The sequence below is a fragment of the Pseudomonas sp. RIT-PI-S genome, from assembly GCF_025642975.1.
GTDB lineage: Bacteria > Pseudomonadota > Gammaproteobacteria > Pseudomonadales > Pseudomonadaceae > Aquipseudomonas.
In genome coordinates, this window is record NZ_JANZKJ010000001.1 from 29,835 (window position 1) to 55,862 (window position 26,028).

20 protein-coding genes are annotated in these 26,028 nt (G+C 62.0%); 9 read left to right on the forward strand and 11 right to left on the reverse strand.

Annotation, left to right across the window (positions count from 1 at the left end):
• Positions 1-5: 5 nt before the first annotated feature.
• Positions 6-1,124 carry a hypothetical protein gene (locus tag OGL93_RS00145; protein WP_263260225.1) on the forward strand — a complete coding sequence of 373 codons (1,119 nt, stop codon included), beginning with the start codon at positions 6-8 and terminating at the stop codon, positions 1,122-1,124.
• A gap of 47 nt (positions 1,125-1,171) precedes the next feature.
• Here the strand turns inward: OGL93_RS00145 and OGL93_RS00150 are convergent, their stop codons facing one another.
• On the reverse strand, positions 1,172-2,734 hold the full coding sequence (locus OGL93_RS00150; protein ID WP_263260226.1) for a glucosyltransferase domain-containing protein: 1,563 nt from the start codon (positions 2,732-2,734) through the stop codon (positions 1,172-1,174).
• A 145-nt stretch (positions 2,735-2,879) separates the two neighbouring features.
• Positions 2,880-4,004, reverse strand: a complete 1,125-nt coding sequence (locus tag OGL93_RS00155; RefSeq protein ID WP_263260228.1) for a methyltransferase — start codon at positions 4,002-4,004, stop codon at positions 2,880-2,882.
• Between the two features lie 115 nt (positions 4,005-4,119).
• Here OGL93_RS00155 and OGL93_RS00160 point away from each other — a divergent pair, with 115 nt between their 5' ends.
• Positions 4,120-4,890 (forward strand): ferredoxin--NADP reductase, encoded by a 771-nt coding sequence (locus OGL93_RS00160; protein ID WP_263260230.1) that lies wholly within the window; start codon positions 4,120-4,122, stop codon positions 4,888-4,890.
• 112 nt (positions 4,891-5,002) lie between these two features.
• Here the strand turns inward: OGL93_RS00160 and mscL are convergent, their stop codons facing one another.
• Entirely contained in the window at positions 5,003-5,452 is a 450-nt protein-coding gene (gene mscL, locus OGL93_RS00165; RefSeq protein ID WP_263260231.1) for a large-conductance mechanosensitive channel protein MscL, read from the reverse strand.
• A gap of 192 nt (positions 5,453-5,644) precedes the next feature.
• Between mscL and radA the strand changes: the two genes are divergently transcribed.
• Together radA and OGL93_RS00175 are read left to right on the forward strand one after the other, a co-directional pair.
• The gene (gene radA, locus OGL93_RS00170) at positions 5,645-7,012 is read left to right on the forward strand and encodes a DNA repair protein RadA (protein WP_263260233.1); all 1,368 of its coding nucleotides are present in this window, start codon (positions 5,645-5,647) and stop codon (positions 7,010-7,012) included.
• Positions 7,013-7,081: 69 nt separating this feature from the next.
• On the forward strand, positions 7,082-7,759 hold the full coding sequence (locus tag OGL93_RS00175) for an HAD-IA family hydrolase (protein ID WP_346659618.1): 678 nt from the start codon (positions 7,082-7,084) through the stop codon (positions 7,757-7,759).
• 27 nt (positions 7,760-7,786) lie between these two features.
• Here the strand turns inward: OGL93_RS00175 and OGL93_RS00180 are convergent, their stop codons facing one another.
• Entirely contained in the window at positions 7,787-8,140 is a 354-nt protein-coding gene (locus OGL93_RS00180) for a PilZ domain-containing protein (protein ID WP_263260234.1), read from the reverse strand.
• 232 nt (positions 8,141-8,372) lie between these two features.
• Between OGL93_RS00180 and OGL93_RS00185 the strand changes: the two genes are divergently transcribed.
• From OGL93_RS00185 to yjiA, 3 genes are all read left to right on the forward strand, one after another.
• Entirely contained in the window at positions 8,373-10,439 is a 2,067-nt protein-coding gene (locus OGL93_RS00185) for a carbon starvation CstA family protein (RefSeq protein WP_263260235.1), read from the forward strand.
• A gap of 13 nt (positions 10,440-10,452) precedes the next feature.
• Positions 10,453-10,653, forward strand: coding sequence for a YbdD/YjiX family protein (locus OGL93_RS00190; RefSeq protein ID WP_263260236.1), 201 nt, complete (start codon positions 10,453-10,455; stop codon positions 10,651-10,653).
• 122 nt (positions 10,654-10,775) lie between these two features.
• A complete protein-coding gene (gene yjiA, locus OGL93_RS00195) occupies positions 10,776-11,744 on the forward strand; it encodes a GTPase (protein ID WP_263260237.1) in 969 nt (322 codons plus the stop codon).
• A 29-nt stretch (positions 11,745-11,773) separates the two neighbouring features.
• On the opposite strand, the gene OGL93_RS00200 is transcribed toward yjiA, so the two are convergent.
• The 3 genes from OGL93_RS00200 to OGL93_RS00210 all read right to left on the reverse strand — a co-directional run bounded on the left by OGL93_RS00200 (position 11,774) and on the right by OGL93_RS00210 (position 17,750).
• Positions 11,774-12,337, reverse strand: coding sequence for a hypothetical protein (locus tag OGL93_RS00200; RefSeq protein WP_263260238.1), 564 nt, complete (start codon positions 12,335-12,337; stop codon positions 11,774-11,776).
• Between the two features lie 153 nt (positions 12,338-12,490).
• Positions 12,491-13,744, reverse strand: coding sequence for a serine hydroxymethyltransferase (glyA, locus tag OGL93_RS00205; RefSeq protein ID WP_263260239.1), 1,254 nt, complete (start codon positions 13,742-13,744; stop codon positions 12,491-12,493).
• Positions 13,745-13,928: 184 nt separating this feature from the next.
• The gene (locus OGL93_RS00210; RefSeq protein WP_263261078.1) at positions 13,929-17,750 is read right to left on the reverse strand and encodes an EAL domain-containing protein; all 3,822 of its coding nucleotides are present in this window, start codon (positions 17,748-17,750) and stop codon (positions 13,929-13,931) included.
• Between the two features lie 255 nt (positions 17,751-18,005).
• On the opposite strand from OGL93_RS00210, the gene ettA reads away from it, so the two are divergent.
• Complete coding sequence (ettA, locus tag OGL93_RS00215; RefSeq protein WP_263260240.1) at positions 18,006-19,664, forward strand: energy-dependent translational throttle protein EttA; 1,659 nt, start codon at positions 18,006-18,008, stop codon at positions 19,662-19,664.
• Between the two features lie 77 nt (positions 19,665-19,741).
• On the opposite strand, the gene OGL93_RS00220 is transcribed toward ettA, so the two are convergent.
• From OGL93_RS00220 to OGL93_RS00235, 4 genes are all read right to left on the reverse strand, one after another.
• Entirely contained in the window at positions 19,742-20,242 is a 501-nt protein-coding gene (locus tag OGL93_RS00220) for a GreA/GreB family elongation factor (RefSeq protein WP_263260241.1), read from the reverse strand.
• Between the two features lie 124 nt (positions 20,243-20,366).
• Positions 20,367-20,717, reverse strand: a complete 351-nt coding sequence (locus tag OGL93_RS00225; RefSeq protein WP_263261079.1) for a hypothetical protein — start codon at positions 20,715-20,717, stop codon at positions 20,367-20,369.
• A 102-nt stretch (positions 20,718-20,819) separates the two neighbouring features.
• Positions 20,820-22,670 carry a DUF4105 domain-containing protein gene (locus OGL93_RS00230; protein WP_263260243.1) on the reverse strand — a complete coding sequence of 617 codons (1,851 nt, stop codon included), beginning with the start codon at positions 22,668-22,670 and terminating at the stop codon, positions 20,820-20,822.
• Positions 22,671-22,726: 56 nt separating this feature from the next.
• The gene (locus OGL93_RS00235) at positions 22,727-23,215 is read right to left on the reverse strand and encodes a DUF3015 domain-containing protein (RefSeq protein WP_263260245.1); all 489 of its coding nucleotides are present in this window, start codon (positions 23,213-23,215) and stop codon (positions 22,727-22,729) included.
• Between the two features lie 266 nt (positions 23,216-23,481).
• Here OGL93_RS00235 and OGL93_RS00240 point away from each other — a divergent pair, with 266 nt between their 5' ends.
• Positions 23,482-25,923, forward strand: a complete 2,442-nt coding sequence (locus tag OGL93_RS00240; RefSeq protein WP_263260246.1) for an AAA family ATPase — start codon at positions 23,482-23,484, stop codon at positions 25,921-25,923.
• Positions 25,924-26,028: the final 105 nt, after the last annotated feature.

A 26,028-nucleotide genomic window follows, 5' to 3' on the forward strand; every position in this document is an offset into this window, starting at 1 on the left:
CCACCATGAATGACGGCAATAGCTTATCGCACCGTTTGACTGCCAAGCCCCTGCAACCATGGTCTGTTGGTGGGTTTTTCTTCACCGCGCTGTTGCTGTATAGCCTGCCACTCGCCGTGAATCACCCCCCTGCCAGCAATAACGTCGACCGCTTTTTTCTGGCCATGCCTTGGCGCGATGAAACCACTTATGTTGGGCATGGGCTTGGCTTCAGCGTGACAATACCCGAACAATCGGCATTGGCTTTGGTTACCGCCATAATGGTGATGGCTTGCAGCATGGCAATTCTCGCCCGGCATTGGTTCGCAAGCCCTACTTATACTCAATGCGCGATCCTTTTACCGCTTTGGTACAACCCTTTGTACCTGCAAGTAATGTCGACTTATCAAGGGGCCTTACCGGTAAGCATTGGCATAGCGCTGTCGTTGCTAATGGTTTGTCATCGGCATCGAGTCGGGCTTGTGTACTGGTGGGGCCTCCCGACGATAGTGGTGGCTGCGGTGATGAGTATTCACCCTCTGCTCCTGGCCGTGTTCTTCGGAGTTGCATGCGTTGATGTCCTCCAGGCAGCGCACCGGCAACCGGCAAGCCGCCGGGTTTTCGAGTTGGCCATGCATCATCTGAAGGTGGGGATTGGCGCCAGTCTTCTCTACCTGGTTTGCACCCACCTCTCTGCGATACCTGGGCAAACCGGGCTGGGCTGGCCCTTTCTCGCCGATGGGTACAGGCATTTGCTGTTCCTGGCCCGAGAAGCTTCATTGCATCTCTCACCGCTCAACGCTGGCGTAGCAATCGCGGTACTGGCAGCCGCGGCGGCGGGGTGGGGGTTGATCGCCCGATGCGCACGGCGTGGTCCTTATACTCCTGGTGCGCTTAGGTTACATATCGGCCTTTGCCTGGCCTGCATAGCCGGGCTGTGCTTGTGCTTCGGTTGCCCATTGCTTGCTTCAAGCAACGCCGAGGGCGCCCTTGAAGCAAACGCGTGGTTGGGTTCGGGGCCCCTGTTGGTTGCACTTTTATATTTGGCTTATGTATTTTTAATTCAAATGAAGCATGCTTACGCTTTATTGATCAGTGTGCCCCTTATGTGCTTGCTGACTTTTGCGTTTGGGTACGGTAGGTGAAGGCTCCGGCATCACTTGCAAGGCTGATACAGCCTACGGTCGTGAATCTATAAATCATCCGGATCTGCCAGTTTGCTGTCAAAAGGCTCGGCCAATAGCGTACATGAAGGGGTAGTGAAATCCAGTACGGCACCTTTTTTATACCGGTAGAGGCGATAAATGCAGTTGGAGGCGCTTACAGCTGGCGGAACATAAGCCGTGAGCGTTGGCGTGGTGAGGCCAAGTGGGTAAAGTACCATGAACTTATTCATCAAGGCGTAATAACCAAACAGCCCATTCTCGCTGAGCGCTGGTGAGATGATCTTTTTCAGCATCGGGTAATTACGAAAGGCTGGCTGGGTGGCAGGTGCTAATGGGCTGGCACCGATAATGCTTACCAAGTGAATGCGCTCACCGTCCATGTGCGACAGGTCATTGCGTATGCTGATAGCCAGGCCATTATCGAAATGGCTTTGGTTCACCGCCGCTCGAAACGCCGCCAACATGAAAGTCGCTGAAAACAAAAGGTACGCTAGCAGCAAAACAGTAAGAGGCCGCTTGAGGCCGGGCCAGGCTTTATGGGCTATGCAAACGTTGAACACTAATGCCGTGGAAAAGGCAGTCAATACCCGTGGGTCCAAGGACACAGCATTGAGTATGAGCAAAAAGCCTGCGATCGCCGCACAAACGAACATCGGCGCCGTGAAACAAAAGGCGGCTTTCGGGTAATTCAGCCAATGCCGTGGGCGGGCGACCAGTTGCTTTACTGCAATTTTCCAGCAGCCGCAGGTGCCGGCGAGGAAAATCAGCATCACAGGCACCCCCGCATACCCAGGGAAGGCTTCGCGCAGGACCTCCACGCCCTTCAAGGCGTTACCCATAACCTGCTTCGCGCCTTGCAGATTGACCGGGACGGTTGCAGCGCGGGCCATGTTATAGCTGTCCGTCACGCAGTAGGGAACGATCAGCACGCGATAGATGACCAGCGCCGTGAACAGCCCCGCTAGCGACAGGCAGGCAGGCGCAAGTTGTTTATCGGCGCCGCCGGGGTGCCGATCGATTGCAAGCACCAACCCCAAGGCGATAAGGATGAAACTATGATTGACGGCTGTTTGATAAAGACAGGCTGCGGCCAAAAATATCAGGAAACTAAAGCCGTACTGAAAAAGGCGCCGGTCGCTCAAAGCCATGCACCCTAAGAAGCCGAGGCCGATCGAGAGCAGAATAGCCAGCGCGTCATAGGCGTATAACATTGCCTGAACCATGAACGGGCTCAGCATCACCACCAATGACAACAGCAGGGCCTGGGTGGACGACACACGGGTCAGTCGCTCCATGCTCAGCGCTAATAGCGCTGCCAACGTCATCAATCCAATAACGAGCGAAAACGGCGACGTATCACTAATAACGCTGGAGAATTGCAAGAGATAGGCCAGCCAGACGGCGAGCGGGCGACCATTTTTTGACCAAAAATCTACATTGCCAGTGATCAGCCGAAAGTTGTCATCTTGATAATGAATACCACTGCTTAACAGAGGTGCGCTGACTAGCAGGGCCACCGCGAATGTGATTATAAAAAATTGAAGACGTGTTAGTGATTTATCAAGCGATGAAAAGAAATGCCCATTCATAAGAGATCCTGAAAATACAGCGTCAAGTGGCGCTTTGTGAAGCGCCTCTTGATGGTTTGATTATGTGCTGTAAGTCAGTGGGCAGTTTAATCGGCTGGCCTGAAGTGCGCGAGGGCTTTCTCTTTTTTAATTTAATCGCCTCGGTTTATTTTCGAGCCCGGAGTATCACGAACTTAGGCGTAGCCGCTACTTGCTCCACACCACGATACAAACGCGCCAACTTGGTGTGATAACCGAGGTGGCGGTTGCCGACGATATAGAGCGCGCCGCCGGGGACCAACGCTTCCCGTGCCTGCTGGAACATGCGCCAGGCAAGGAAGTCCCCTACCACCTGTTGCTGGTGGAACGGCGGGTTGCACAGCACCACATCCAGCGAGCCCGCGGGCTGGCCGGCCAGGCCGTCGCCGGGGCGGATATCCGCTGGGCGCTCGCCGAGCGCAGCAGCCCAATTTTCCCGGGCCGACTGAACTGCCATAAAGGACTCATCCACCAGCGTGTAGTGAGCGTCTGGGTTGTTCAGCGCGCTGACGATGCCGAGCACACCGTTGCCGCAGCCCAGGTCGGCCACCCTGGCACCCCCCAGGTTGCGTGGCAGGTGCGGCAGGAATGCACGCGTGCCGATGTCCAGGCCATCGCGGCAGAACACATTGGCATGGTTGATCAGCTCGAGCGCGGGCGCATCCAGGCGGTAGCGGGTGGGGTAGGGGGAGCGCGCCGGTTCCCGAGGTTCGAAGGTAGCGGTCAACAGGCGCGCCTTCTTAACTGCCAGCGACGCTTGCACTGGCCCGATGTATTGCTCCAGCAGGTCGCCGGCCGCCCGAGGCAAGTGCTTGATCATGGCGCCGGCCACAACCTGCGTGCCCGGGCGCAGGTGCGCCTGCAGCCGAATCAACTGGTCCTCTAGCAGGGCGAGGGTCTTGGGCACGCGCACCAGCACATGGTCGAACGCGCCCTGCAGGGGGGCGTTCGCTGGCACCACGGCGAGCGCATCGAAGGCATGCCCGTTAAGGCCAAGGTTTTTACCCAGCGCCAGCGCCCCCAGGTAAGAGTCCCCGCTGCTGGTGACGTCGAACCGGCCCAGCAGGCTGATGGCCAGGGTACCGAAGCCGTCATTGAGCACCAACACGCGCTGGCCATCAGGCAGGTTTCGCTCCGCCAGCTGGCTCAGCAGGTAGTCATCGGCGGCGTCGAAGGCATACAACGGTTCGTTGGCCATTTCCGGCTGGCGAACCAGTTCGAGTTGGGCGAAGGCGTTGGCAAAGCGAGGCATGTTGAAACTCAGGGCGGGCGAAAAAAGGGGAATTCTACGGCCTTTCCACACACCGCGCCGGTGTTTGTCTACGGCCGATTGCGCCACACTACGCGCCATGAGATGTGGAGGCGCCATGAGCGACGAAAAATTCACCCGCCAGCGCTTGCTGGCCGTGCACACCCTGACCCCGAACTTGTTCACCCTGCGCACCACCCGGGATCCGGGCTTCCGCTTTCAGGCCGGGCAGTTTGCGCGCCTGGGCGTAACCAAGGCAGACGGCAGCGTGGCGTGGCGCGCGTATTCCATGGTGTCGTCACCGTACGACGAGTTCCTGGAGTTTTTTTCGGTGGTGGTGCCGGGAGGGGAGTTCACCAGCGAGCTGTCGCGGTTGCAGGTGGGGGACGAGCTGTTGATCGAACGGCAGGCCTTCGGCTACCTGACTCTGGACCGCTTCGCCGACGGTCGCGACCTCTGGCTGTTGGCCACTGGGACCGGGCTGGCACCGTTCCTATCGATCTTGCAGGGGTTCGAGGCATGGGAGCGCTTCGAGAGAATTTTCTTGGTCTACAGCGCCCGCCACGGCAAGGACCTGGCCTACGGCGACCTGATCGCCGGCTTGGAAAGCCGCGACTACCTGGCAGAGCACGCGGGCAAACTGACCTTTATTCCGCTGACCAGCCGTGAGGCTTGGCCAGGCGCGCTCCAGGGGCGCATCACCGATCTGATCGCCAGCGGCGAGCTCGAACGCGCCGCGGGCGCCGAGCTTTCCCCTGAGCACTCCCGCGTGATGATCTGCGGCAACCCGGAGATGATCGACGACACCCGCAAGGTGCTCAAGGCCCGCGACATGAACCTGAGCCTTAGCCGGCGGCCCGGGGCGGTAGCGGTGGAAACGTATTGGTAGCCACCGCGCCTGGGCAGGCCTGCCAAGCACTCTAGGAGCAGGCCAGCCCGCGAACTGGATTCAACCAGGGAACTGCGAAGGCGCGCCCGATGCGGCCACGCCCCCGTCACGCTCAGCCAATCGGCGGGCGTTCAACAACAGTGGCCGGCGTTGCCTGGCCATTCTGTTCCTTGAGCAGGTCGCGAATCTCGCCCAGCAGCAGTTCTTCCTTGCTAGGCACCGGCGGCACGGACGGCGCCTTGGCTTCTTCGTGCTTGAGCCGGTTGATCATTTTCACGCCGATGAAGATGGCGAACGCGACGATCAAAAAGTCTACGACCGTCTGGATGAACTTGCCGTAGGCCAGCACTACCGCCGGTACATCACCCTCGGCTGGCTTGAGCACCACGGCGAGGTTGGTGAAGTCCACACCGCCGATCAACAAGCCCAGCGGTGGCATGATCACGTCACCCACGAACGACGATACGATCTTGCCGAAGGCCGCGCCGATGATGATACCTACGGCCATGTCGACCACATTGCCTTTTACCGCGAAGGCCTTGAACTCTTTAATCAGGCTCATTAACGAATCCTTTTTTTCAAGTGGGAAATCCGCGAAGACTTTTATACGTAAAACTCAGCAAAATCCGGGCTTTAGCGCTTCGCCTACTGTTCTACAAGACCGGCAATAAGTCGATTAGTTTTGTATTCGCGGTGCCGAACCGCTCCGCGCGCGCGGTATCATGGCTCCTTTTTTCCCGATGGAGCTCGCCCGATGGCCAAGGCCAAGCGCATGTATGGCTGCACTGAATGCGGCGCTACCTTTCCCAAGTGGGCAGGGCAGTGTGCCGAGTGCGGCGCCTGGAATACCTTGGTCGAAACCCTGGTAGAAAGCACGCCCGTGGCCAGCGGTGGCGGCCGCACCGGTTGGGCGGGGGAGCAGGCCACGGTGAAAACCCTGGCCGAGGTAAGCGTGGAGGAGATCCCTCGGTTTTCAACCGCGTCGACCGAGCTTGACCGTGTGCTGGGGGGCGGGCTGGTGGATGGCTCGGTGGTGCTCATCGGCGGCGATCCAGGTATCGGCAAGTCGACGATCTTGCTGCAAACCCTGTGCAACCTCGCCGAGCGCATGCCCGCGCTCTATGTCACGGGGGAGGAGTCCCAGCAGCAGGTGGCCATGCGCGCGCGCCGTTTGGGCTTGCCTCAGGACAAGCTCAAGGTCATGACCGAAACGTCCATCGAGAGCATCATCGCCACGGCACGCCAGGAAAAGCCCAAGGTGATGGTGATCGACTCGATCCAGACGATCTTCACCGAGCAGCTGCAATCCGCACCCGGTGGTGTGGCCCAGGTGCGCGAAAGCACCGCGCTGCTGGTACGTTTCGCCAAGCAGAGCGGCACCGCGGTGTTTCTGGTAGGCCATGTGACCAAAGAGGGCTCCCTGGCCGGGCCTCGCGTGCTGGAGCATATGGTCGATACCGTGCTGTATTTCGAAGGCGAGTCCGATGGGCGCCTGCGCTTGCTGCGTGCGGTCAAGAACCGCTTCGGGGCGATCAACGAGCTGGGTGTGTTCGGCATGACCGACCGTGGCTTGAAGGAAGTGTCCAACCCCTCGGCGATCTTCCTCAGCCGCGCCCAGGAAGAGATCGCCGGCAGCGTGGTCATGGCTACTTGGGAGGGCACCCGGCCTATGCTGGTCGAGGTACAGGCCCTGGTGGACGACAGCCACCTAGCCAACCCGCGGCGGGTCACTCTCGGCCTGGACCAGAACCGCCTGGCCATGTTGCTGGCGGTGCTGCACCGCCATGGGGGTATCCCCACCCATGACCAGGACGTGTTCCTCAACGTGGTCGGCGGGGTCAAGGTCCTGGAAACCGCATCGGACCTGGCATTGATGGCGGCGGTCATGTCCAGCCTGCGCAACCGGCCGCTGCCGCATGGGCTTTTGGTGTTCGGCGAGGTGGGGCTATCCGGAGAGGTTCGCCCGGTGCCTAGCGGGCAGGAGCGTCTGAAGGAGGCCGCCAAGCACGGCTTCAAGCGGGCCATCGTGCCGAAGGGCAACGCGCCCAAGGAAGCGCCGCCGGGGCTGGAGGTCGTCGCCGTCACCCGGCTGGAACAGGCCTTGGACGCCTTGTTCGAATAGCACCTGGGCCTTGACCCAGAGCCTCTGGGCGAGTATCACCACGTTTTAGCTCGTGCAGGATTTCCCATCGTGACCGCTCCGATCCCCGCTCCCCAGATCAAAGCCGTGATATTCGACATGGATGGCCTGCTGCTCGACACCGAGGGCATCTATACCGAGGTGACCCAGGCCATTGCCCAGCGCTATGGCAAAACCTTCGACTGGAGCCACAAGCAGCACATCATCGGCCGTGGCGCCCGTGACCTGGCCACGTATGTGGTAGAGGCGTTGGAGCTACCCATCAGCGTGGATGAGTTCCTGGAAATCCGTGCGCCGCTGATGACCGCGCGTTTCCCCGATGCCTTAGGCATGGCGGGCGCCGAGGCGCTGGTGCGCTGGCTGAAGGAGAAAAAGATTCCGATCGCGGTAGGCACCAGCTCTTCGAGCACGTACTTCAAGCTCAAGACCCAGCAGCATGAGGAGTGGTTCTCGCTGTTCGACACCATCGTCACAGCCGATGATCCGGAGGTCGGCGCCGCCAAGCCGGCGCCAGACATCTTCCTGGTCGCAGCGCGCAGGCTTGGTGTAGCCCCGGCAGACTGCCTGGTATTCGAGGATTCGCCCTTCGGCGTCACCGCCGCCAAGGCCGCCGGCATGTACGCCCTGGCGGTTCCGGATTCAGCCATGGACCCGGAAAAATACACCCATGCCGATGGCCGCCTCGGCAGCCTGCTGGACTTCAAACCGCACGAATGGGGGCTGGCCTAACGCCGGCCGCCGCGCCCGGAGGCCCGCTCAGCCGATCAAGGCACTGAGCTCGCGCTCCAGCTCCGCTTCGTCGCCCAGGTTGAGTTCGACCAGGCGGCGTAGGTGGGACACCGATTCAAGGTCGATATGCGTGCATTTGAAACCTAGCTGGCCGGCATTGTCGTGTCGCAGCTCGGCTTCCATGGTCAGTGCCTCCTCGCCTAGCTCAACGCGGACCTGAAACGGCGCGTCCGAATCGCCCCCCCAATTTTCGGGGCGTTTCACCAGCAAGCCTTTGAGGGACAGGTCCAGCAGGGTCACTTCCCAGCGGTCCTCGCCCTGGCTCAACTCGGTCTTGGCATCGAAAGCGATGCGTTTGAAGCGGCGGCGTTCTTCGGTCATGAGTACTTCCTCGATGAGGCCCGCCAGCGCGGGATGCCCTGTATGCTGCCGTGCCCTGGAGCGGCCGGCAATGCTTGTGTCGCCGTTTTTTCGGCGACCTTGCCAAACCATGAACGAAAGCGCATAACCGCAGCAAAGCACTGTCCTCGACCTTGGTGGGGGGTGTGCTTGGGGTGAAGTCTGGCTAGACTTGACCCGGGTTTATCCGTTCCCATTCGCTGGAATATAAAACATGAAAAATAATAATAGCCTGGCCCGCCACCTGCCGTGGCTCGTGCTGGCGGTAATCGGCGCCTGGGCGCTCGGGGTCGTTGCCCTGCGCCGGGGTGAGACCATCAATGCTTTGTGGATAGTCGTGGCGGCCGTCGCCATCTATCTCGTCGCGTATCGTTATTACAGCTTGTTCATCGCCGAAAAGGTGATGCAGCTCGACCCCCGCCGGGCTACCCCCGCCGTGCTCAATAACGACGGGCTCGACTACGTTCCCACCAACAAGCACATCCTGTTCGGGCATCACTTCGCGGCCATCGCCGGCGCCGGGCCTTTGGTGGGGCCGGTGCTTGCCGCGCAAATGGGCTACCTGCCCGGTACGCTGTGGCTGATCGCCGGCGTGGTGCTGGCAGGTGCCGTGCAAGACTTCATGATCCTGTTCCTCTCAACCCGCCGTAACGGCCGTTCGCTGGGCGACATGGTTCGCGAGGAGATGGGCCGCGTTCCCGGGACCATCGCGCTGTTCGGCTGCTTCCTGATCATGATCATCATCCTCGCGGTGTTGGCCCTGATCGTGGTCAAGGCCCTGGCCGAGAGCCCATGGGGCGTGTTCACGGTGATGGCGACCATTCCGATCGCGGTGTTCATGGGGCTGTACATGCGCTTCGTTCGCCCCGGCCGGATCGGTGAAATTTCGCTGATCGGCGTGGTACTGCTGCTGGCCTCCATCTGGGCCGGCGGGCAGGTGGCTGCGGACCCAGTATGGGCCAAGGCGTTCAGCTTCACCGGCGTGCAGATCACCTGGATGCTCATCGGCTACGGCTTCGTTGCCGCGGTCATGCCGGTATGGCTGATTCTGGCGCCGCGTGACTATCTGTCGACCTTCCTCAAGATCGGCACCATCATCGCCCTCGCCATCGGCATCCTGGTGACCATGCCGGAACTGAAAATGCCCGCGCTGACCCAGTTCGTGAACGGTACCGGGCCGGTGTGGAAGGGCGCGCTGTTCCCGTTCCTGTTCATCACCATCGCCTGTGGCGCAGTGTCCGGCTTCCACTCGCTGATCTCCTCGGGCACCACGCCCAAGTTGCTGGATAACGAGGTCAACGCCCGCTATATCGGCTATGGCGCGATGCTGATGGAGTCCTTCGTGGCCATCATGGCCATGGTTGCCGCCTCGGTTATCGAGCCTGGGGTGTACTTCGCCATGAACAGCCCGGCGGCCGTGGTTGGTGGTGATGTAAACGCCGTGGCCACCATGGTCAGCAGCTGGGGCTTTGCCATCACGCCAGAGACATTGCAGGCGGTGGCCCATGACATTGGCGAGAACACCATCCTGGCCCGTGCCGGTGGCGCTCCCACGCTGGCCGTGGGTATCGCGCAGATCCTTCACGCCGTGCTGCCGGGTGAAAACACCATGGCGTTCTGGTACCACTTCGCGATCCTGTTCGAGGCGCTGTTCATCCTCACCGCGGTAGACGCCGGCACCCGCGCCGGCCGCTTCATGCTGCAAGACTTGCTCGGCAGCTTCGTGCCTTCGCTCAAGCGCACCGAGTCCTGGGGGGCGAACCTCGTCGGCACCGGCGGTTGCGTGGCCTTGTGGGGTTACCTGCTCTACCAAGGCGTGGTGGACCCGCTCGGTGGCATCAATACCTTGTGGCCACTGTTCGGCATCTCCAACCAAATGCTCGCTGGTATCGCCCTGATGCTCGGCACCGTAGTGCTGATCAAGATGAAGCGCGAGCGGTACATCTGGGTCACCCTGTTGCCTGCTACCTGGCTGCTGATCTGTACGACCTATGCCGGTTTTATCAAGTTGTTCGATGCCAACCCTGCGGTGGGCTTCCTGGCACTGGCGAAAAAATACAGCGACGCCCTTGCCGCGGGGCAGGTCGTTGCGCCCGCCAAGAGCATCGACCAGATGCAGGCAGTGATTTTCAACGCCTATACCAATGCCACGCTCACCGTGCTGTTCCTGTTCGTGGTCTTCGCGGTGCTGTTGTTCGCGGTAAAAACCGGCTATGCGGCGCTCGGCAAGCGCGAGCGTACCGACAAGGAAGCGCCGTTCCAGGCGGTTCCTGGCGCATAAGAGGAAGCACGCAATGTTCAATGACCTGAGCCGGTTGGGCAAATACCTGGGGCAGGCCGCGCGCCTGATGGTGGGCATGCCCGACTACGACAACTACGTCGAGCACATGCGCAACACCCACCCGGAGCAACCGGTGATGGACTACGAAACCTTCTTCCGCGAGCGGCAGGAAGCCCGCTATGGCGGCGGCAAGGGCTCGCCTCGCTGCTGTTGAGCCCTGCCAGGGGCTGGCTTGCGAACCGACGGCGACGGTTCGCGAGCTAGCCCCCGCTCCCGCAAGCGGCAACCGCACCCTGAGCATTCGCTACCCCAACTCCCGACCCGCAGAGGCACCGTGTGGTAGACACCTCCCCCATCCCGGTAACTGTGCTGAGCGGCTTTCTCGGTGCAGGCAAAACCACCTTGTTGCGTTACCTGCTGCAAGCCGAGCATGGCTTGAAACTCGCGGTGATCGAGAACGAATTCAGCGATGCGGGTATCGACACCGAGCTGCTGGGCAACGCGCCTGTGCAGGTCGTTACCCTGGCCAATGGTTGCGTGTGCTGCAGCATTCATACCGACCTGACCAAGGCGCTGTTCCTGTTGCTGGAACAGCTGGACGCAGGCGAGATTGCCTTCGATCGCCTGGTGATCGAATGCACTGGCCTGGCAGACCCCGCACCCGTGGCGCAAACCTTTTTCATCGAAGAGGAGCTGCGCGATCGTTACGTGCTCGATGGCATCGTCACCTTGGTGGATGCCGTACATGCCGGTGAGCATTTTAAGCAAACCATTGCCCAGGCCCAGGTAGGGTTTGCCGACCGGTTGTTGGTGAGCAAAACCGACCTGGTCACCCCCGAAGACTTCGACCTGCTCAGCCAACGGCTGGCGCGCATCAATAACCGGGCGCCGATTCGGGTGGTGGAGCATGGCGAGATCGACCTGGCCGAGCTGTTGGATATTCGAGGCTTCAACTTGAACACCGAAGTTGCTAGCGCGTTGAGCCCGCCGCCGATGTTGATCGGGCAAAGCGCTGACCGTATCCGCAGTATGGTATTGCGCACTGAAAAGCCGTTGGACCTGGACCGTTTGAGCGATTTCATGAACCGCCTACTCGAAGGGCATGGGCGCCAACTGCTGCGCTACAAGGGCGTGCTGAGCATCGCTGGCGAGGAGCGCAGGCTGGTGTTCCAAGGGGTACTCAAGCTCTATGGGTTCGATTGGGACCGCCCTTGGGAGCACGGGCAGGCCCGGGTAAGCGTGTTGGTGTTCATCGGGGACGACCTGCCCGAAGCAAGCATCCGAGAGGCGTTCGGGCTGGTCTAAGCGGGCCAGCGATGGCTGGTCCGGGCTAGTCAGGTTTCATCTGGCGAGCTGAGCCAAGGCACGCTGCGCTCGGCGATCTTCAAAAACCATACCTGTGGCGCCTTGCTTCTGGCAGCGAGGTACTGGTGCGAGGTGTTGGCCCTGCGGCTAGGCGAGATACCCGCTCCGTCACTGCTCAAGGTTACCAGGTGGGTATCGGCGAGCAGGTCACGGAGGGTTACTGGTTCACCGCCGGGCCGGTGCAGGGTAAATAGGCTGGGTGTGTGCTTGTCGGTAGGGGCCAATCCCAGGCACTTGTCGTGGTGGGCCACCACCGCTTTGCCAAAGTGCTCGCCGGGCTCGCGCACATAGAGCCGGTAGCCCTCCGAGGTATGGCGGAAGTAGAACGTCATCGCCGCCTGGACGACACCTGACTGGCAGCTGAGCATCGCTGAGTCGTTACGCACGGTGCTTGCCAGGTGCGGCACGGTAACGGGCACGTCGCCCACACGGTTGACCCAGGCCGGCTTGCCCAGCAGCGTGGCGAGGGTGTTGATCGGTCGGTCGTTCAACCAGAGGGTAGCGAGAAAGGACTGTTGTCTGTGCGTGGTCATCGGGAACCTCCTTGTACGCAACGCGTGCTGAAAGGCACGCGGCTCGAACGATAGAAGCTCACAGCAGCCAGGCGCAGCCTGGATAGATTCCCACCGAAAGAACGAAAAAAAGCCCGGCGACTGGGCCGGGCTTATGTTCTTCAGCGCTTGGGTTTATTTGCCGTATACCGGCAGCTTGGCGCAGATAGCCTTGACCTTCTCGCGTACCGCGTCGATCACCGCGTCGTTGTTCAGGTCGGCAAGGATGTCGCAGATCCAGCCAGCGAGTTCACGGCACTCCGCTTCCTTGAAGCCGCGAGTGGTGACGGCTGGCGTACCGAAGCGCAGGCCGGAGGTGACGAAGGGCGAGCGCGGGTCGTTCGGCACCGAGTTCTTGTTGACGGTAATGTAGGCACGGCCCAGGGCGGCGTCTGCGTCTTTGCCGGAGATTTCCTGCTTGATCAGCGACAGCAGGAACAGGTGGTTCTGGGTGCCGCCGGAGACTACGTCGAAGCCGCGCTCGATGAACACTTCGGCCATGGCCTGGGCGTTTTTCACCACCTGCTGCTGGTAGGCCTTGAACTCAGGCTGCAACGCTTCCTTGAAGCACACGGCTTTGGCGGCGATCACGTGCTCCAGCGGGCCGCCCTGGGCACCGGGGAACACAGCGGAGTTGAGCTTCTTCTCGATCTCGGCATTGGCGCGGGCCAGGATCAAACCGCCACGAGGGCCGCGCAGGGTCTTGTGGGTAGTGGTGGTCACCACGTCGGCGAACGGTACCGGGTTCGGGTAGACACCGGCGGCAACCAGGCCAGCCACGTGGGCCATGTCAACGAACAGATAGGCACCGACCTTGTCGGCGATGGCACGGAAGCGTGGGAAATCCAGCAGTTGCGAGTACGCCGAGAAACCGGCCACGATCATCTTCGGTTTGTGTTCAACAGCCAGGCGCTCGACCTCGTCGTAGTCGATCAGGCCGTTGCCGTCGATGCCGTATTGCACAGCGTTGTACAGCTTGCCCGAAGAAGACACCGAGGCGCCGTGAGTCAGGTGGCCGCCGTGCGCCAGGCTCATGCCCAGGATGGTGTCGCCTGCATTGAGCAGCGCCAGGTAGACCGCGGCGTTGGCTTGGGAGCCGGCATGAGGTTGCACGTTGGCGTAATCGGCGCCGAACAGTTGCTTGGCGCGGTCGATCGCCAGTTGCTCGACCACGTCCACGTATTCGCAGCCACCGTAGTAGCGCTTGCCTGGATAACCTTCTGCGTATTTGTTGGTCAGCACCGACCCTTGAGCCTCCATGACCGCGGGGCTGGTGTAGTTCTCGGAGGCGATCAGCTCAATGTGCTCTTCCTGACGCACGGCTTCTTGCTCCATGGCGGCAAAAAGGTCGGCGTCGTACTTGGCAAGGGTCAAATCACGGCTGAACATTGGCGGTCCTCGAGGATCGGCAGAGAGAAAGCCGGCATTCTACCCCATCCACCAAAGGCTGGCATATGAAGCCCAGTCATCATCAGGATGACCGGAACTACAGGAGCCGGCAGTACTTGGCGCCGGCCTGCGAACCTGGGCGGGTTATTCCCGGGCATTGCCCGGTTTCACACCAAGTTCGTTGTTAATCAAACATGAACAACGCATCGTTACTGAACTGCGCCTCGAATCGGTTGGCCTGCATCGGCCGGCCGAACAGGTAGCCCTGCACCTCGTCGCAGCCGTGTTCGCGAAGGAAGTCCAGCTGTTCGTGGGTTTCGACCCCTTCGGCGATCACCGCAAGGTTGAGGCTGTGCGCCATGGCAATGATTGCCCGGGCGATCTGCGCATCCTGCTCGCCCTCGGGCAATCCGTCGACAAAGGTGCGGTCGATCTTCAGTACGTCGATAGGGAACTGTTTGAGGTAGTTGAGCGAGGAATAACCTGTGCCGAAGTCGTCCACGGCGATGCTCAGGCCCAACACCTTAAGGTTGTCGAGGATATGCATCGCCTCGTTCACCTCGCGCATCAGGATGCTTTCGGTCAGTTCCAGCTCCAGGCAAGCGGGCGGCACCCCGGTCTCGTTGAGGATATGGGCGATGCGCTTACCTAGCTGGCCGTCGGAGAATTGCCGGGCGGAAATGTTGACCGAGACTTTTGGCACCCGCACCTTGGCCTGATGCCAGGCTTTCAGCTGGCGGCACGCTTCGGTGAGCACCCAGTCGCCCACGTCCACCACCAGGCCCAACTCTTCGAGCACGGGGATGAAGTCTTGCGGCGGCACCAGGCCGCGGCGCGGATGGCGCCAGCGCAACAGCGCTTCGGCGCCGGTCAGGCGCTTGCCGTCGCCGCTCAGCTGGGGTTGGTAATACAGCACGAACTCTTTTTGTTCCAGGGCATGGCGCAGGTCGCTTTCCAGTTCCAGGCGTTCCAGGGCGCTGGCGTTCATGTCTGCCTGATAGAACTGGAAGTTGTTCTTGCCGCGCTCCTTGGCGTGATACATCGCGGTGTCGGCGTTCTTCATCAGCTGGCTCAGTTCGCTGCCGTCCTGCGGGCTGAGGGCGATACCGATGCTGGCGGTTACGAAGAACTCACGGTTTTCCAGCACGAAGGGCGCATGCAGGTTGCCGAGAATTTCTTCGGCCACATGAATCGCGCGGTTCAGCGCGGCTTCGCGGCTGCCGCGTGGTTGCAGCAAGAGCGTGAATTCGTCGCCGCCCATGCGCGCTACGGTGTCGTCTTCGTCCACGCAGGCCAACAGGCGCATGGCCATGTCCTTGAGCATGCGGTCGCCGGCGGCGTGGCCGAGGGAGTCGTTGATCGGCTTGAAGCGATCCAGGTCCAGGAACATCAGCACCACCCAGGCCTTTTGCCGCTCCGCTTGCTGCAGGGCGGTGAACAGCCGGTCCTGGAACAGGGTGCGGTTGGGCAGGTGGGTGAGGGCGTCGTAATAGGCCAGGCGGTGAATCCGCTGTTCGCTGGCCTTGCGCTCGCTGATGTCGCTGAAGAAGCATACGTAGCTGGCCAGGTCGCCTTCTTCGTCCAGCACGGCGGTAATGCCCACCCACGCCGGGTAATGCTCACCGTTGCGGCGCTTGAAGCGGATTTCCCCCTCCCAGCTGCCCAGCAGCCGCAGCTGCTTGACCACATATTGCAGGTGCGCTTCCTGTTGCTCGGTGACGGTGAGCATCACCGGAAGCTGATCGAGCACTTCCGGCGCCTGGTAGCCGGTAACCCGGTTGAAGGCCTCGTTCACCTGCACGATATAGCCGGCGGGGTCAGTGATGAGGATGGCCGAGGTCGAATGCTGGAAAACAGTCGCCGCCATGCGCAGGTCTTTTTCCGCTCGCCGCTGTTGGCTCACATCGCGGCCAACCCCGAGCATACCTTCGAAGTTGTCGTGCTCGTCCCAGATCAGCACCAGCCGCAACTCGATGGGGATCTTGCGGCCGTCGGCGCGCAGGCAGTCGAGCATGAAGGTCTGGCTCTTCACCTGGTTGCGCAATTGCGCCAGCAGCGCCGGCTCACCGAGGGCCGTGCGAATCCTGGCGAGCAAGGCCTCCAGGCCGGTCACCTGGCTTGGGGTGGCAACGGTCGATTGCCAGCCGTTATCGAACACCGACTGCACGTCATAACCGAGCATGGTGTGAACCGAGGGGCTGACGTAGTTGAGCTTGAGCCGGCTGTCGGTGGAGAAAATAACGTCGCTGATGCTTTCGGCGAGCATGCGGTAGCGTTGCTCGCTGTCGCGCAGAGACTGGCTGGCCTCGATCTGCTCGGTAACGTCCTTGGCCACACCGATGATCCGGGTGACATGCCCCGCACCGTCCTCGCTCAGCGAATGCTCGCGGATGTCGAAGCGGCGCCAACTGCCGTCGCGGTGCTGGAAACGCAGCTGGCATTGCAGCTGCCCGGCGTAGGCCGTATCGCGCTGGTACTGGCGCAGGGCGCGGTACTGTTCGGCGTCTACCGGGTGCATCAGCGCTTCCCAGAACAGGTCGCCCAGGTCCTCGACTTCCGAGAGGGTATACCCCAACGTCATGCCCAGGTGATGGTTGCTGTACAGCATCCGCCGCTGTAGCACGTCCGCCACATAAAGGTGGTCGGGCACTGCCCGTACCACGTCCGACCAGAACCGTTCACGCTCCACCAGCGACAGCTGTGCCTGCTTGCGCTGGGTGATGTCGTTGAGGCTAAGAATGACTTCGTCGACGCTGCCGTCTTCCGGGATGCGGATCTGTGCCCATACGTGGCGCACCATGGCGTCGGCCCCGCACACCGGAAACTCCAGCTCCACGGCGCCGGGCGCGAGCAACGCCACCAGCAATTTATAAGCGAGGCTTTCGGCGTCGAGCGTCGCTTCGCCGATCAGCCGCGCCCAGACGGCGCTCGCGTCCTTGAGCTGCCACAGGTCGAGGGCGACCTGGTTGGCTTCGGTCAGGCACATGGCTTCGCGCAACATGCCATGTTGCGTTGGGTGCGCCTGCAGCCAAGGGGTGATGTCTTCGATCCGGCGGATGCCGGCGAGGGTGAGCAGCTGACGGAGGTTGCGCAGGTCAAATACACACAAGCCAACGCCTGCGCCTTCGAAGATGTCCTGGTAGCGCCGGCGTTGTGCTTGCGCTTCCTGCTGGCGACGCCGCAGGTTGCGCAACACCAGCAGTGGCAGCACGGTACATGCCAGCCCCAGGAACAGCTTGCTCAACAGCGCAGGCAACAGCGGCAGGCGGGCAAGGTGCGGGTCGAACAGGCCATACAGCTGCCAGTCGCTGCTGGCCAGCGGGTAGGTCGCGATAGCGATCTCGCGCTCCTGTTCGGAAAGCGGGCGCGGGTCCCGAGCCATATCGCCCAGCGTCTGCCCACGCGGGTCGCGGTATATCACGTGGTTGCCACTGTTGATGAGCATCCATTGCGGCCAGCCGTGCACACCCAGCCGGGTGGTCAGCGATGCATAGAGCGACGGCGCGAAGCGCAGCAACCAATAGCCGTCAGCGCGCGGATCGCGCAGCAGCAGCCAGGCTTCGCTGCCGTCCGGGCTATTGCTATACCAATAGCGGGCATTGCCGGCGCGTTGCACCAAACGGCCGAGGTCCGCTATCAGCGGCGAGCCTGCACCGGGGGCCGCGAGTGGGCGCCCATCATGGCTCAAGCGCAAGGCCGTGCGCAGGTCCAACGACTCATCCGCGGTCGGGGCGGTGGTGCCGTCTGCCGGGGCGAGCAACAACCGGTTGAGGCTCGCTTCGGCGAACAGCGCCATGTTCAGCTCCAGCCGCTCGGCCAGGTCGGCACTGTGCTCCACGGCGTTGGTCCGCTGCTCGTCCTGGCTGCGGTGGTACTCGTTCAGCACTTGCCATACCAACAAGCCGAACAGCGACAACACCAATACCGCCAGGGCGCTTTTCAGCGAGCTGGAGAAAGGGCCGCCTGGCACAGTAGTGCGCTGGCGCAGGGGCGACGACTGATTCAGATTGCTCAAACTGAGATCCTGCGGTGTAGCGCTCGTAACCGCCAGTGGCGCCACGCGCGTGCCGTGGGGGGCGCGAAAGCCCCATCATATCAGGCACGGCTTCCGTTGACAGGCTAGCATGCCGTCACCTCTGGCAAAGTGCCAGCCCTGCGCCCCGGAAGTTTGCCCTCGATCACGCATTCCGGTAGCTTTGACGGCCTCTAAAAGCGCACTTTCATCGTCTGTGCGCCATCATCGTTACCAGTCAGGTTACCCATGGCCCAATACGTCTACACCATGCATCGGCTGAGCAAGGTTGTTCCGCCGAAGCGGGAAATCCTCAAGAATATTTCCCTTTCATTCTTTCCCGGCGCCAAGATCGGCGTGCTCGGCCTCAATGGCTCGGGCAAGTCGACGCTGCTGCGCATCATGGCCGGGGTAGACAAAGAGTTCGACGGCGAAGCCCGGCCGATGCCTGAGTTGAATGTTGGCTACCTCCCGCAGGAGCCCGAGCTGGACCCTGCGAAGAACGTTCGCGAAGTGGTCGAGGAAGCCGTTTCCGCGATCAAGGACGCTCAAGCGCGCCTGGATGAGGTATACGCTGCCTACGCCGAGCCAGACGCCGACTTCGACAAGCTGGCCGCCGAACAGGCGAAGCTTGAGTCGATCTTGCAGGCTGCCGATGGCCATAACCTTGAGCGCCAGCTGGAGGTCGCCGCCGACGCCCTGCGCCTGCCGCCATGGGACGCCCGCATCGAGCACCTCTCCGGTGGCGAGAAGCGTCGGGTAGCGCTGTGCCGGCTGCTGCTGTCGGCCCCAGACATGCTGCTGCTCGACGAACCGACCAACCACCTGGATGCAGACTCGGTAGCCTGGCTCGAGCACTTCCTGCACGACTTCCCGGGGACCGTCGTAGCCATCACCCACGACCGTTATTTCCTCGACAACGTGGCTGGCTGGATCCTCGAACTCGACCGCGGCCATGGCATCCCTTACGAGGGCAACTACTCCGGCTGGCTGGAGGCTAAGTCCGACCGGCTGGCGCAGGAGTCCAAGCAGCAATCGGCTCATGAAAAGGCGTTGAAGGAAGAGCTGGAGTGGGTGCGCAAAGGTGCCAAGGCTCGTCAGGCCAAATCCAAGGCGCGCCTGCAGCGCTTCGAAGAGCTGCAGTCGCAGGAATTCCAGAAGCGCAGCGAAACCAACGAGATCTACATCCCGGTGGGGCCGCGCCTGGGCGACAAGGTCATCGAATTCCATAACGTCACCAAGAGCTATGGCGACCGCGTGCTGATCGACAACCTCTCCTTCAGCATGCCCAAGGGCGCCATCGTGGGCGTGATCGGTGGTAACGGCGCGGGTAAGTCCACGCTATTCCGGATGATCATGGGCAAAGAGCAACCCGACTCTGGCACCATCGAGCTGGGCGACACCGTTCAACTGGCTTGCGTGGACCAGAGCCGGGATGACCTCGATGGTAGCAAGACCGTGTTCCAGCAGATCTCCGACGGCTCCGACCAACTGCGAATCGGTAACTACGAGGTGCCATCGCGTACTTATGTAGGCCGATTCAACTTCAAGGGTGGCGATCAGCAGAAGTTCGTCAAGGACCTGTCCGGCGGTGAGCGCGGGCGCCTGCACCTGGCCCTTACGTTGAAGGAAGGCGGCAACGTGTTGCTGCTCGACGAACCGTCCAACGACCTCGACGTGGAAACCTTGCGCTCGCTGGAAGAGGCTTTGCTGGACTTCCCTGGCGCAGCCATTGTGATCTCCCACGACCGTTGGTTCCTGGACCGTGTGGCGACGCACATCCTCGCATACGAGGACGACTCCAAGGTCGTGTTCTTCGAAGGCAACTACACCGAGTACGAAGCCGACCGCAAGAAGCGCCTGGGTGACGTGCAGCCGCACCGGGTCAAGCACCGCAAACTGGCGTGATCTTCACGCGGGAGAAGCGGGCGTAAGCCCGCGAACCTCCGGCTTGGGTTTCGACGGCTGGCGCCTGCTCCCCGGGGTCACCCCGGCGTGGCGGAGATCGCCAACACTTCCAGCATCCGGTCCCCGGCGGGCCGTCGCCAGATCACTTCGTCGCCTACCCGGGCGCCCATCAGCGCCCGGCCCAGGGGCGAAGCCCAATTGATCAACCCGACTCCCACATCCGCCTGGTCCTCGCCTACCAGGCACACTTGATGGTGCACGTTATGTTCATCGGCATAACTGACCCAGCTACCGATCTGCACGCTGTGCGTTTCCGTAACCGGAGGCACTACCTTGGCGCTGTGCAGGCGCTGGCGGTAATAACGCATGTCGCGTTCGAGGTCCGCTAGTGCCTGGCGGTCGGCACGCTCACCTAGCGCGCTTTGTTCCAGGTGCAACGCGCGCAATTCGTCGGCGCGGGCGCGCAGCTGGACCAGGCCGGACTCCGTCACGTAATTGGGGTGGGAGCTAACCGACCGTTCGACCGGCTGGCTCGCCTGGGCGGCGGCTTGATCTTCGTTGACAAATGCGCGGCTCATAGAGGCTCCTCCCGTCCCTGATCGGATGGTGCTGGAGTACGCCGGCCAGGGCGGCCGGCGCAAAGGGTGATTCAGGTTAGGCACGCAGGCCCGCCCGGAGTTTCCTTGCCGTGCAGCAGCAGGCCTAGCGCGGGTGAAAAGCCCGAGCCTTGCCGTTGTCTATGTCGCGCTGCCAGTCCCGGTCGCGGTCGTTCAGGACCTTGTCGTGGAGGTCTTGGCGATCCTGGTTGGCCAGGGCGGCCTGGCATTGGCGAAAGCCGTCATCCCAACCGCTGCTGTAGAGCTTGTCGCTCAGGTACCGCGGCACGTTCTTGGTGAACGTCCCGCTGATGGACCCAGCGGCATCGCGGCCGCTGCCGCAACCATCCTGATAGCCATCGGCAAAAGCCGGTGGGTAGCCTTGTTGCATCAACTGTTCATGAGTCGTCTGACAGCCGGCGAGAATCAGGACACCGAAGACCATACACCGCTGCATGTTCATTGTTAGATACCTCAAGCGCCAGGCACTACGCCCGGCATAGGTATCAGTGTAGGTTCGTTTTGGTGAACGGAGCGTCAGCCGGCGATCAGCGATGCGTCAATAGTGATACCACTTGACCTCGAGCATCACTTCGTTTGTCGGGCCGGCCAGGTGGCTGAAGTCACGTTGCGCGCCTACGCGCAGCCCGAGCGTCGGCGACAGCTCCCATTGTTGAGTGAGGCTGAGCTGGCGTCGCGCCTCGCCATTGGTGAAGTAGTCGCCGCTGGCCTCCAGGCGCAGGTTGCCCAGGCTGTTGCGCCACAGCAGGCCGCTGTCGAAGCCCAGCGCGGGCGCGACGAACCCGGCGAAGTCATTATTGTGCTCCACCCGGGCGGTGCCCAGGGCAAACCCGAGCAGTTGCGGCGTGAGCTGCCAGGTGCCGCCAGCGCCACCATTGAGGTGGCTGACCAGCACCGCATCGCCGTGTTTGCCAGGCACCCGCTCCAGCCCGCCGGTCACTTGCCATGACCACGGCTTAAGCAAGGCGTTGCGTGGGGACAGCGAGCGAATGGTGGCCAGGTTCAGTTGTTGCAGCTGCCACTCGCCACCTTCGTATTGGCGAACCTTGAGCCCGCCGATTTCGATCTGGGCGCCAAGGGGGAAGCCATAGGCGTTGTCGTTCAGGTCGTGGTAAGCCATGCGCAACCCATACTCGGCAAACGCGCGATCATCGCGAGTACCCAGCCCCAGCTCCCAAGTGCGCGATGGGTGGCCGTCCTCAGGCAGTCCGGGGCGCTCAAGGGTCAAGGCGGGGGGCGGGTTCCGGTTGATAGCCTGAAGCAGGGCAAAACTGCGCTGGCTGCGCTTGGAGTCCCGGGCCTGCCCGGTGGCCCGATAGCGGTCAAGGCGATAGGCGGTGTCCAGCACCAGGGCTTGGCGATCCTGGGGCAGGGCGGTAAAGGCTGGAGCCTCGCCGTTGCCAACGGAGGCTACCTGCTCGGCAATGGCCTGTTCATCGGCACTCAGCGGGGCCGCGCGGGCGAGCAGCTCGCGTTCTCTCGACGGCCGATAATCGATACGCCGCACCAGCCCGGCGGCCTTCACCGCCTTTACCGTGTCGGTGGGGATCGCCGTGATCGGAAACTGCTCCGTAAGCCGCAGGCTCGGCCGGGCGACCTGCAGGAGTTCCAGCAGGCGGTAGGAGCAGTTTTCGTCGAAGAAGAAGTAATCGAAGCGGATCTGTTGCAGCTCCCACACATGCTCCACAAGGCGCCCCGTTTCTTCCGGGGTCAGATCCAGCTGGTATTCCCATAGGTCACGGTTCTCCAGGCTGCGATACTCAGCGAGTTTTTGCTGGTAGGGCACCAATGAGAACAAGCCAGGGTAGCCACCCGCCAGGCCTTTCCAGGCGTAGAGCATGCTGTTGTCGCTGCCCTCGACGTAAGCACCGAAATTGATCGCGTAGCTGAGCAAGGCGGTGTTGTCCGCCTGAGTCTCGGCTTGGTCAATGCGCAACAACGTATGCCCGAACATCGACGAAGGGCTGTTCAGGTAAGCCGCGGGAAATACCAGCACGGCCGAGTGCGCGGCGATGTCGCCGTACCAACGCTCAAAGGCGGGGCATTCCACGGTCGGAAGGTCAGTGAGATGCAGGGCAGTGCGCAACCAGCGGGTACGCGCCGGGAATACGCATTGGGCATGGCGGTCGCCTAGGCTGGCAGGGGCGTAGAGAGCCTGCAGGGTCGCTGTCAGTTCAGCCGCGGGTTGGTAGCGGCCATCTTGCGCGAGGAAAAACCGATGATCATCCACATAACTGCGCCAGCCGCGCAGTTGCTTGTATTCGTAGTGGCCCAGGGCGATCCAGTTCGGGTCGCGGGCCAGGCGGTCGACAGTAGCGGGTGGGGGCAAGGACGCGGCGTTGAGCGAGGTGCAGGCAAGCAGGGCCAGCCACAGAAAGCGGGTTAGCATCCATTCCATCCGGCAAGTGGCAGGGCCCGCCCCGGGGAGGGGCGGGAAACGCGAGCTTAAGCTTGGGTTGCGTATTTAGCCAGCCGCGGATCGCTCTTCAGTACATTGAGGGTATTGGCGTGAACGTCTTCAGCGGTAACGTCGGCGGTTTTGAAGATGTCGCCGAAATGCTGGTGAGTGACGCTGGAGAAGTACGCGCGGTCTTCCGGCTGAACGCCCAGCACTACGGCGTAAGTGGTCAGTGCCTCGCCTTGGCCCTTGGCCATGTCTTCGGACAGTTCGTCCATCATGCCATTCATGGCAATCCAGGATTTGCCGCCATAGGTCAGTGCGCCGCTGGTATTGCAGCCGTTGGTGCCCGAAGTCATCCCGAAGGTGGCGTTACCCGAGGTGCCATTGGTGGTGGAGGCCAGGAAGTGGGCCGGGGTGCCGCGCTGGCCTTCGAACAGCATGTTGCCCCAGCCGCAGTCCGGGCCGCCGGGGGCCTGGGCGAATGCGTGGAGGGAGGCAACAGTAAACAGGGAGCCAAGCAGAATCCGTTTCATAGCATTGTTCTCGCATGTCAATCAGAATGGCCTGGGCCCTGCCGAGCACCAGGTGCGGGCCTGCCGTTTGGCTGGGCGCGCACGTTGGAGTTTAGGCACTAATCAGGGTTCCGTCGGTGATTGCCGCGCATTTTGGAAAATGCCCTTACGCCGCAAGCCTCCACGGCTCATTTCAGTGCTCCTGTTTTGGGTGATCTACCTCGCCTTGCCAGCCGCGCCCCGCCAGCGCCAGAATGTTCCATAGCTTGTAAACCTAAGGAAGCCCGATGCCCGATTCCGCTGCCGTCCGCCTGCGTCTTGCCCCCGAAGCCCTGGCCCGCCCCTTTACCGCCGAGCAGTTCAGCTTCGCCAGCACCGAGGACCTGGAGCCTTTCCGTGGCGTGCTGGGGCAGGAACGCGCGGTGGAAGCCTTGCAATTCGGCGTCGCGATGCCGCGCCCCGGCTACAACGTGTTCGTGATGGGCGAGCCGGGTACTGGTCGGTTTTCCTTCGCCAAGCGCTACCTGAAAACCGAAGCCAAGCGCCTGCAGACACCCAGCGACTGGGTTTACGTGAACAACTTCGACGAGCCGCGCAACCCGCGCGCGTTGGAGATGCCGCCAGGCAGCGCTGGCGAGTTCATCAGCGATATCGGCACGCTGATCGACAACCTGCTGGCAACCTTCCCCGCAGTGTTCGAACACCCGTCCTACCAGCAAAAGAAGAGTGCGATCGACCGCGCCTTCAACCATCGCTATGACCGCGCGCTGGATGTGATCGAACGGGCCGCGCTGGAGAAGGACATCGCTCTATACCGGGACAGCAGCAATATTGCCTTCACCCCGATGCTCGATGGCAAGGCCTTGGATGAAGCTGAATTCGCCCAACTGCCGGAAGCGGATCGGGACCGCTTCCACAGCGACATCGCCGGCCTCGAGGAGCGGCTGAACGAAGAGCTCGCCAGCCTGCCGCAGTGGAAGCGTGAGTCGAGCAACCAACTGCGCCAGCTCAACGAAGAAACCATCACCATCGCCTTGCAGCCGCTGCTGGGGCCGCTCTCGGAGCGATACTCGGAATTCGCCGGGGTATGCGCCTACTTGCAGGCCATGCAGGTGCACCTGCTGCGCACCGTGGTCGAGCAACTGGTCGACGATCCCAAGGGAGATGCTGTCGCGCGCAAGATGCTCGAGGAGCAGTACGCGCCGAACCTGGTTATCGGCCATCACGCCAGTGGCGGTGCCCCGGTGGTTTTCGAGCCGCACCCGACCTACGACAACCTGTTCGGCCGCATCGAATACAGCACCGACCAAGGCGCGCTGTACACCAACTACCGTCAGCTGCGTTCCGGCGCGCTACACCGGGCCAATGGCGGCTTCCTGATCCTCGAAGCGGAGAAGATGCTTGGGGAGCCTTTCGTCTGGGATGCGCTCAAGCGCTCGCTGCAGTCCCGCCGGTTGAAAATGGAATCTCCGCTGGGCGAGTACGGCCGCCTGGCGACGGTGACGCTCGCGCCGCAGATGATCCCGCTCAACGTCAAGGTGGTGATCATCGGCTCGCGCCAGCTCTACTATGCGTTGCAGGACCACGATCCGGACTTCCAGGAGATGTTCCGGGTACTGGTGGACTTCGACGAAGACATCCCCATGGATGGCGATAGCCTCGAGCAATTCGCCCAGTTGCTCAAAACCCGTACCTCCGAGGAGGGCATGGCCGCGCTGAGTGCCGACGCCGTGGCGCGGCTGGCTACTTATAGCGCGCGCCTGGCCGAGCATCAGGGGCGTTTGTCAGCAAAGATCGGGGACCTGTTCCAGTTGGTCAGCGAGGCCGATTTCATCCGCCAGATCGCTGGTGACCCGGTCACCGATGCCGGCCACATCGAGCGAGCACTCAAAGCCAAGGCAACCCGCACCGGCCGGGTGTCTGCACGGATCCTCGACGACATGCTCGCCGGTATCGTGCTGATCGACACCACGGGCGCGGCAGTGGGCAAATGCAACGGGCTGACGGTGTTGGCCGTGGGAGACTCCGCCTTTGGCGTGCCTGCGCGCATCTCCGCCACGGTGTATCCGGGCAGCAGCGGCATCGTCGACATCGAGCGCGAGGTCAACCTCGGCCAGCCGATCCACTCCAAAGGTGTGATGATCCTCACCGGCTACCTGGGCAGTCGCTATGCGCAGGAGTTTCCGCTGGCCATTTCCGCCAGTATCGCGTTGGAGCAGTCCTACGGGTATGTGGACGGGGACAGCGCTTCGCTGGGCGAGGCGTGCACGCTTATCTCGGCGCTCTCACGCAAGCCGCTCAAGCAATGCTTCGCCATCACCGGATCGATCAACCAGTTCGGCGAAGTGCAGGCCGTAGGGGGCGTGAACGAAAAAATCGAAGGGTTCTTCCGCCTGTGCGAAGCCCGGGGCCTGACTGGGGAGCAGGGCGCCATCATTCCCAAGGCCAACGTGGCCACGCTGATGCTCGACGAGCGCGTGGTCAAGGCGGTGCGCGACGGCAAGTTCCATGTGTATGCGGTGAGCCAGGCTGACGAAGCGCTGAGCCTGCTGGTGGGCGAAGAGGCGGGGGACCCTGACGGTAACGGTAACTTCCCGGAAGAAAGCGTGAATGCCTTGGTCGTCGACCGCCTGCGCGCTATCGCCGAGGTGATCAGCGAGGAAGAGCTTCGCGAGGCCGAACGGGAGCACAAGGTCGAGGCGCTGGCGGAGGTCAAGCCCTGCTCATGAGGCTGCGCGCTGCCGGGCGGTTATGACCGCTCGGCGCCAGGGCGCCTAGGGCGCGGATCTTTTCGCGTGATTGCGGTCTGAGGAGAATCACCAAGCGGAGGGATT

Coding starts and splice junctions, on each gene's coding strand:
- OGL93_RS00145 (WP_263260225.1), top strand. CDS start 6: ATGAATGACGGCAATAGCTTATCGCACCGTTTGACTGCCAAGCCCCTG.
- OGL93_RS00150 (WP_263260226.1), bottom strand. CDS start 2,734: ATGAATGGGCATTTCTTTTCATCGCTTGATAAATCACTAACACGTCTT.
- OGL93_RS00155 (WP_263260228.1), bottom strand. CDS start 4,004: ATGCCTCGCTTTGCCAACGCCTTCGCCCAACTCGAACTGGTTCGCCAG.
- OGL93_RS00160 (WP_263260230.1), top strand. CDS start 4,120: ATGAGCGACGAAAAATTCACCCGCCAGCGCTTGCTGGCCGTGCACACC.
- mscL (WP_263260231.1), bottom strand. CDS start 5,452: ATGAGCCTGATTAAAGAGTTCAAGGCCTTCGCGGTAAAAGGCAATGTG.
- radA (WP_263260233.1), top strand. CDS start 5,645: ATGGCCAAGGCCAAGCGCATGTATGGCTGCACTGAATGCGGCGCTACC.
- OGL93_RS00180 (WP_263260234.1), bottom strand. CDS start 8,140: ATGACCGAAGAACGCCGCCGCTTCAAACGCATCGCTTTCGATGCCAAG.
- OGL93_RS00185 (WP_263260235.1), top strand. CDS start 8,373: ATGAAAAATAATAATAGCCTGGCCCGCCACCTGCCGTGGCTCGTGCTG.
- OGL93_RS00190 (WP_263260236.1), top strand. CDS start 10,453: ATGTTCAATGACCTGAGCCGGTTGGGCAAATACCTGGGGCAGGCCGCG.
- OGL93_RS00200 (WP_263260238.1), bottom strand. CDS start 12,337: ATGACCACGCACAGACAACAGTCCTTTCTCGCTACCCTCTGGTTGAAC.
- glyA (WP_263260239.1), bottom strand. CDS start 13,744: ATGTTCAGCCGTGATTTGACCCTTGCCAAGTACGACGCCGACCTTTTT.
- ettA (WP_263260240.1), top strand. CDS start 18,006: ATGGCCCAATACGTCTACACCATGCATCGGCTGAGCAAGGTTGTTCCG.
- OGL93_RS00220 (WP_263260241.1), bottom strand. CDS start 20,242: ATGAGCCGCGCATTTGTCAACGAAGATCAAGCCGCCGCCCAGGCGAGC.
- OGL93_RS00225 (WP_263261079.1), bottom strand. CDS start 20,717: ATGCAGCGGTGTATGGTCTTCGGTGTCCTGATTCTCGCCGGCTGTCAG.
- OGL93_RS00230 (WP_263260243.1), bottom strand. CDS start 22,670: ATGCTAACCCGCTTTCTGTGGCTGGCCCTGCTTGCCTGCACCTCGCTC.
- OGL93_RS00235 (WP_263260245.1), bottom strand. CDS start 23,215: ATGAAACGGATTCTGCTTGGCTCCCTGTTTACTGTTGCCTCCCTCCAC.
- OGL93_RS00240 (WP_263260246.1), top strand. CDS start 23,482: ATGCCCGATTCCGCTGCCGTCCGCCTGCGTCTTGCCCCCGAAGCCCTG.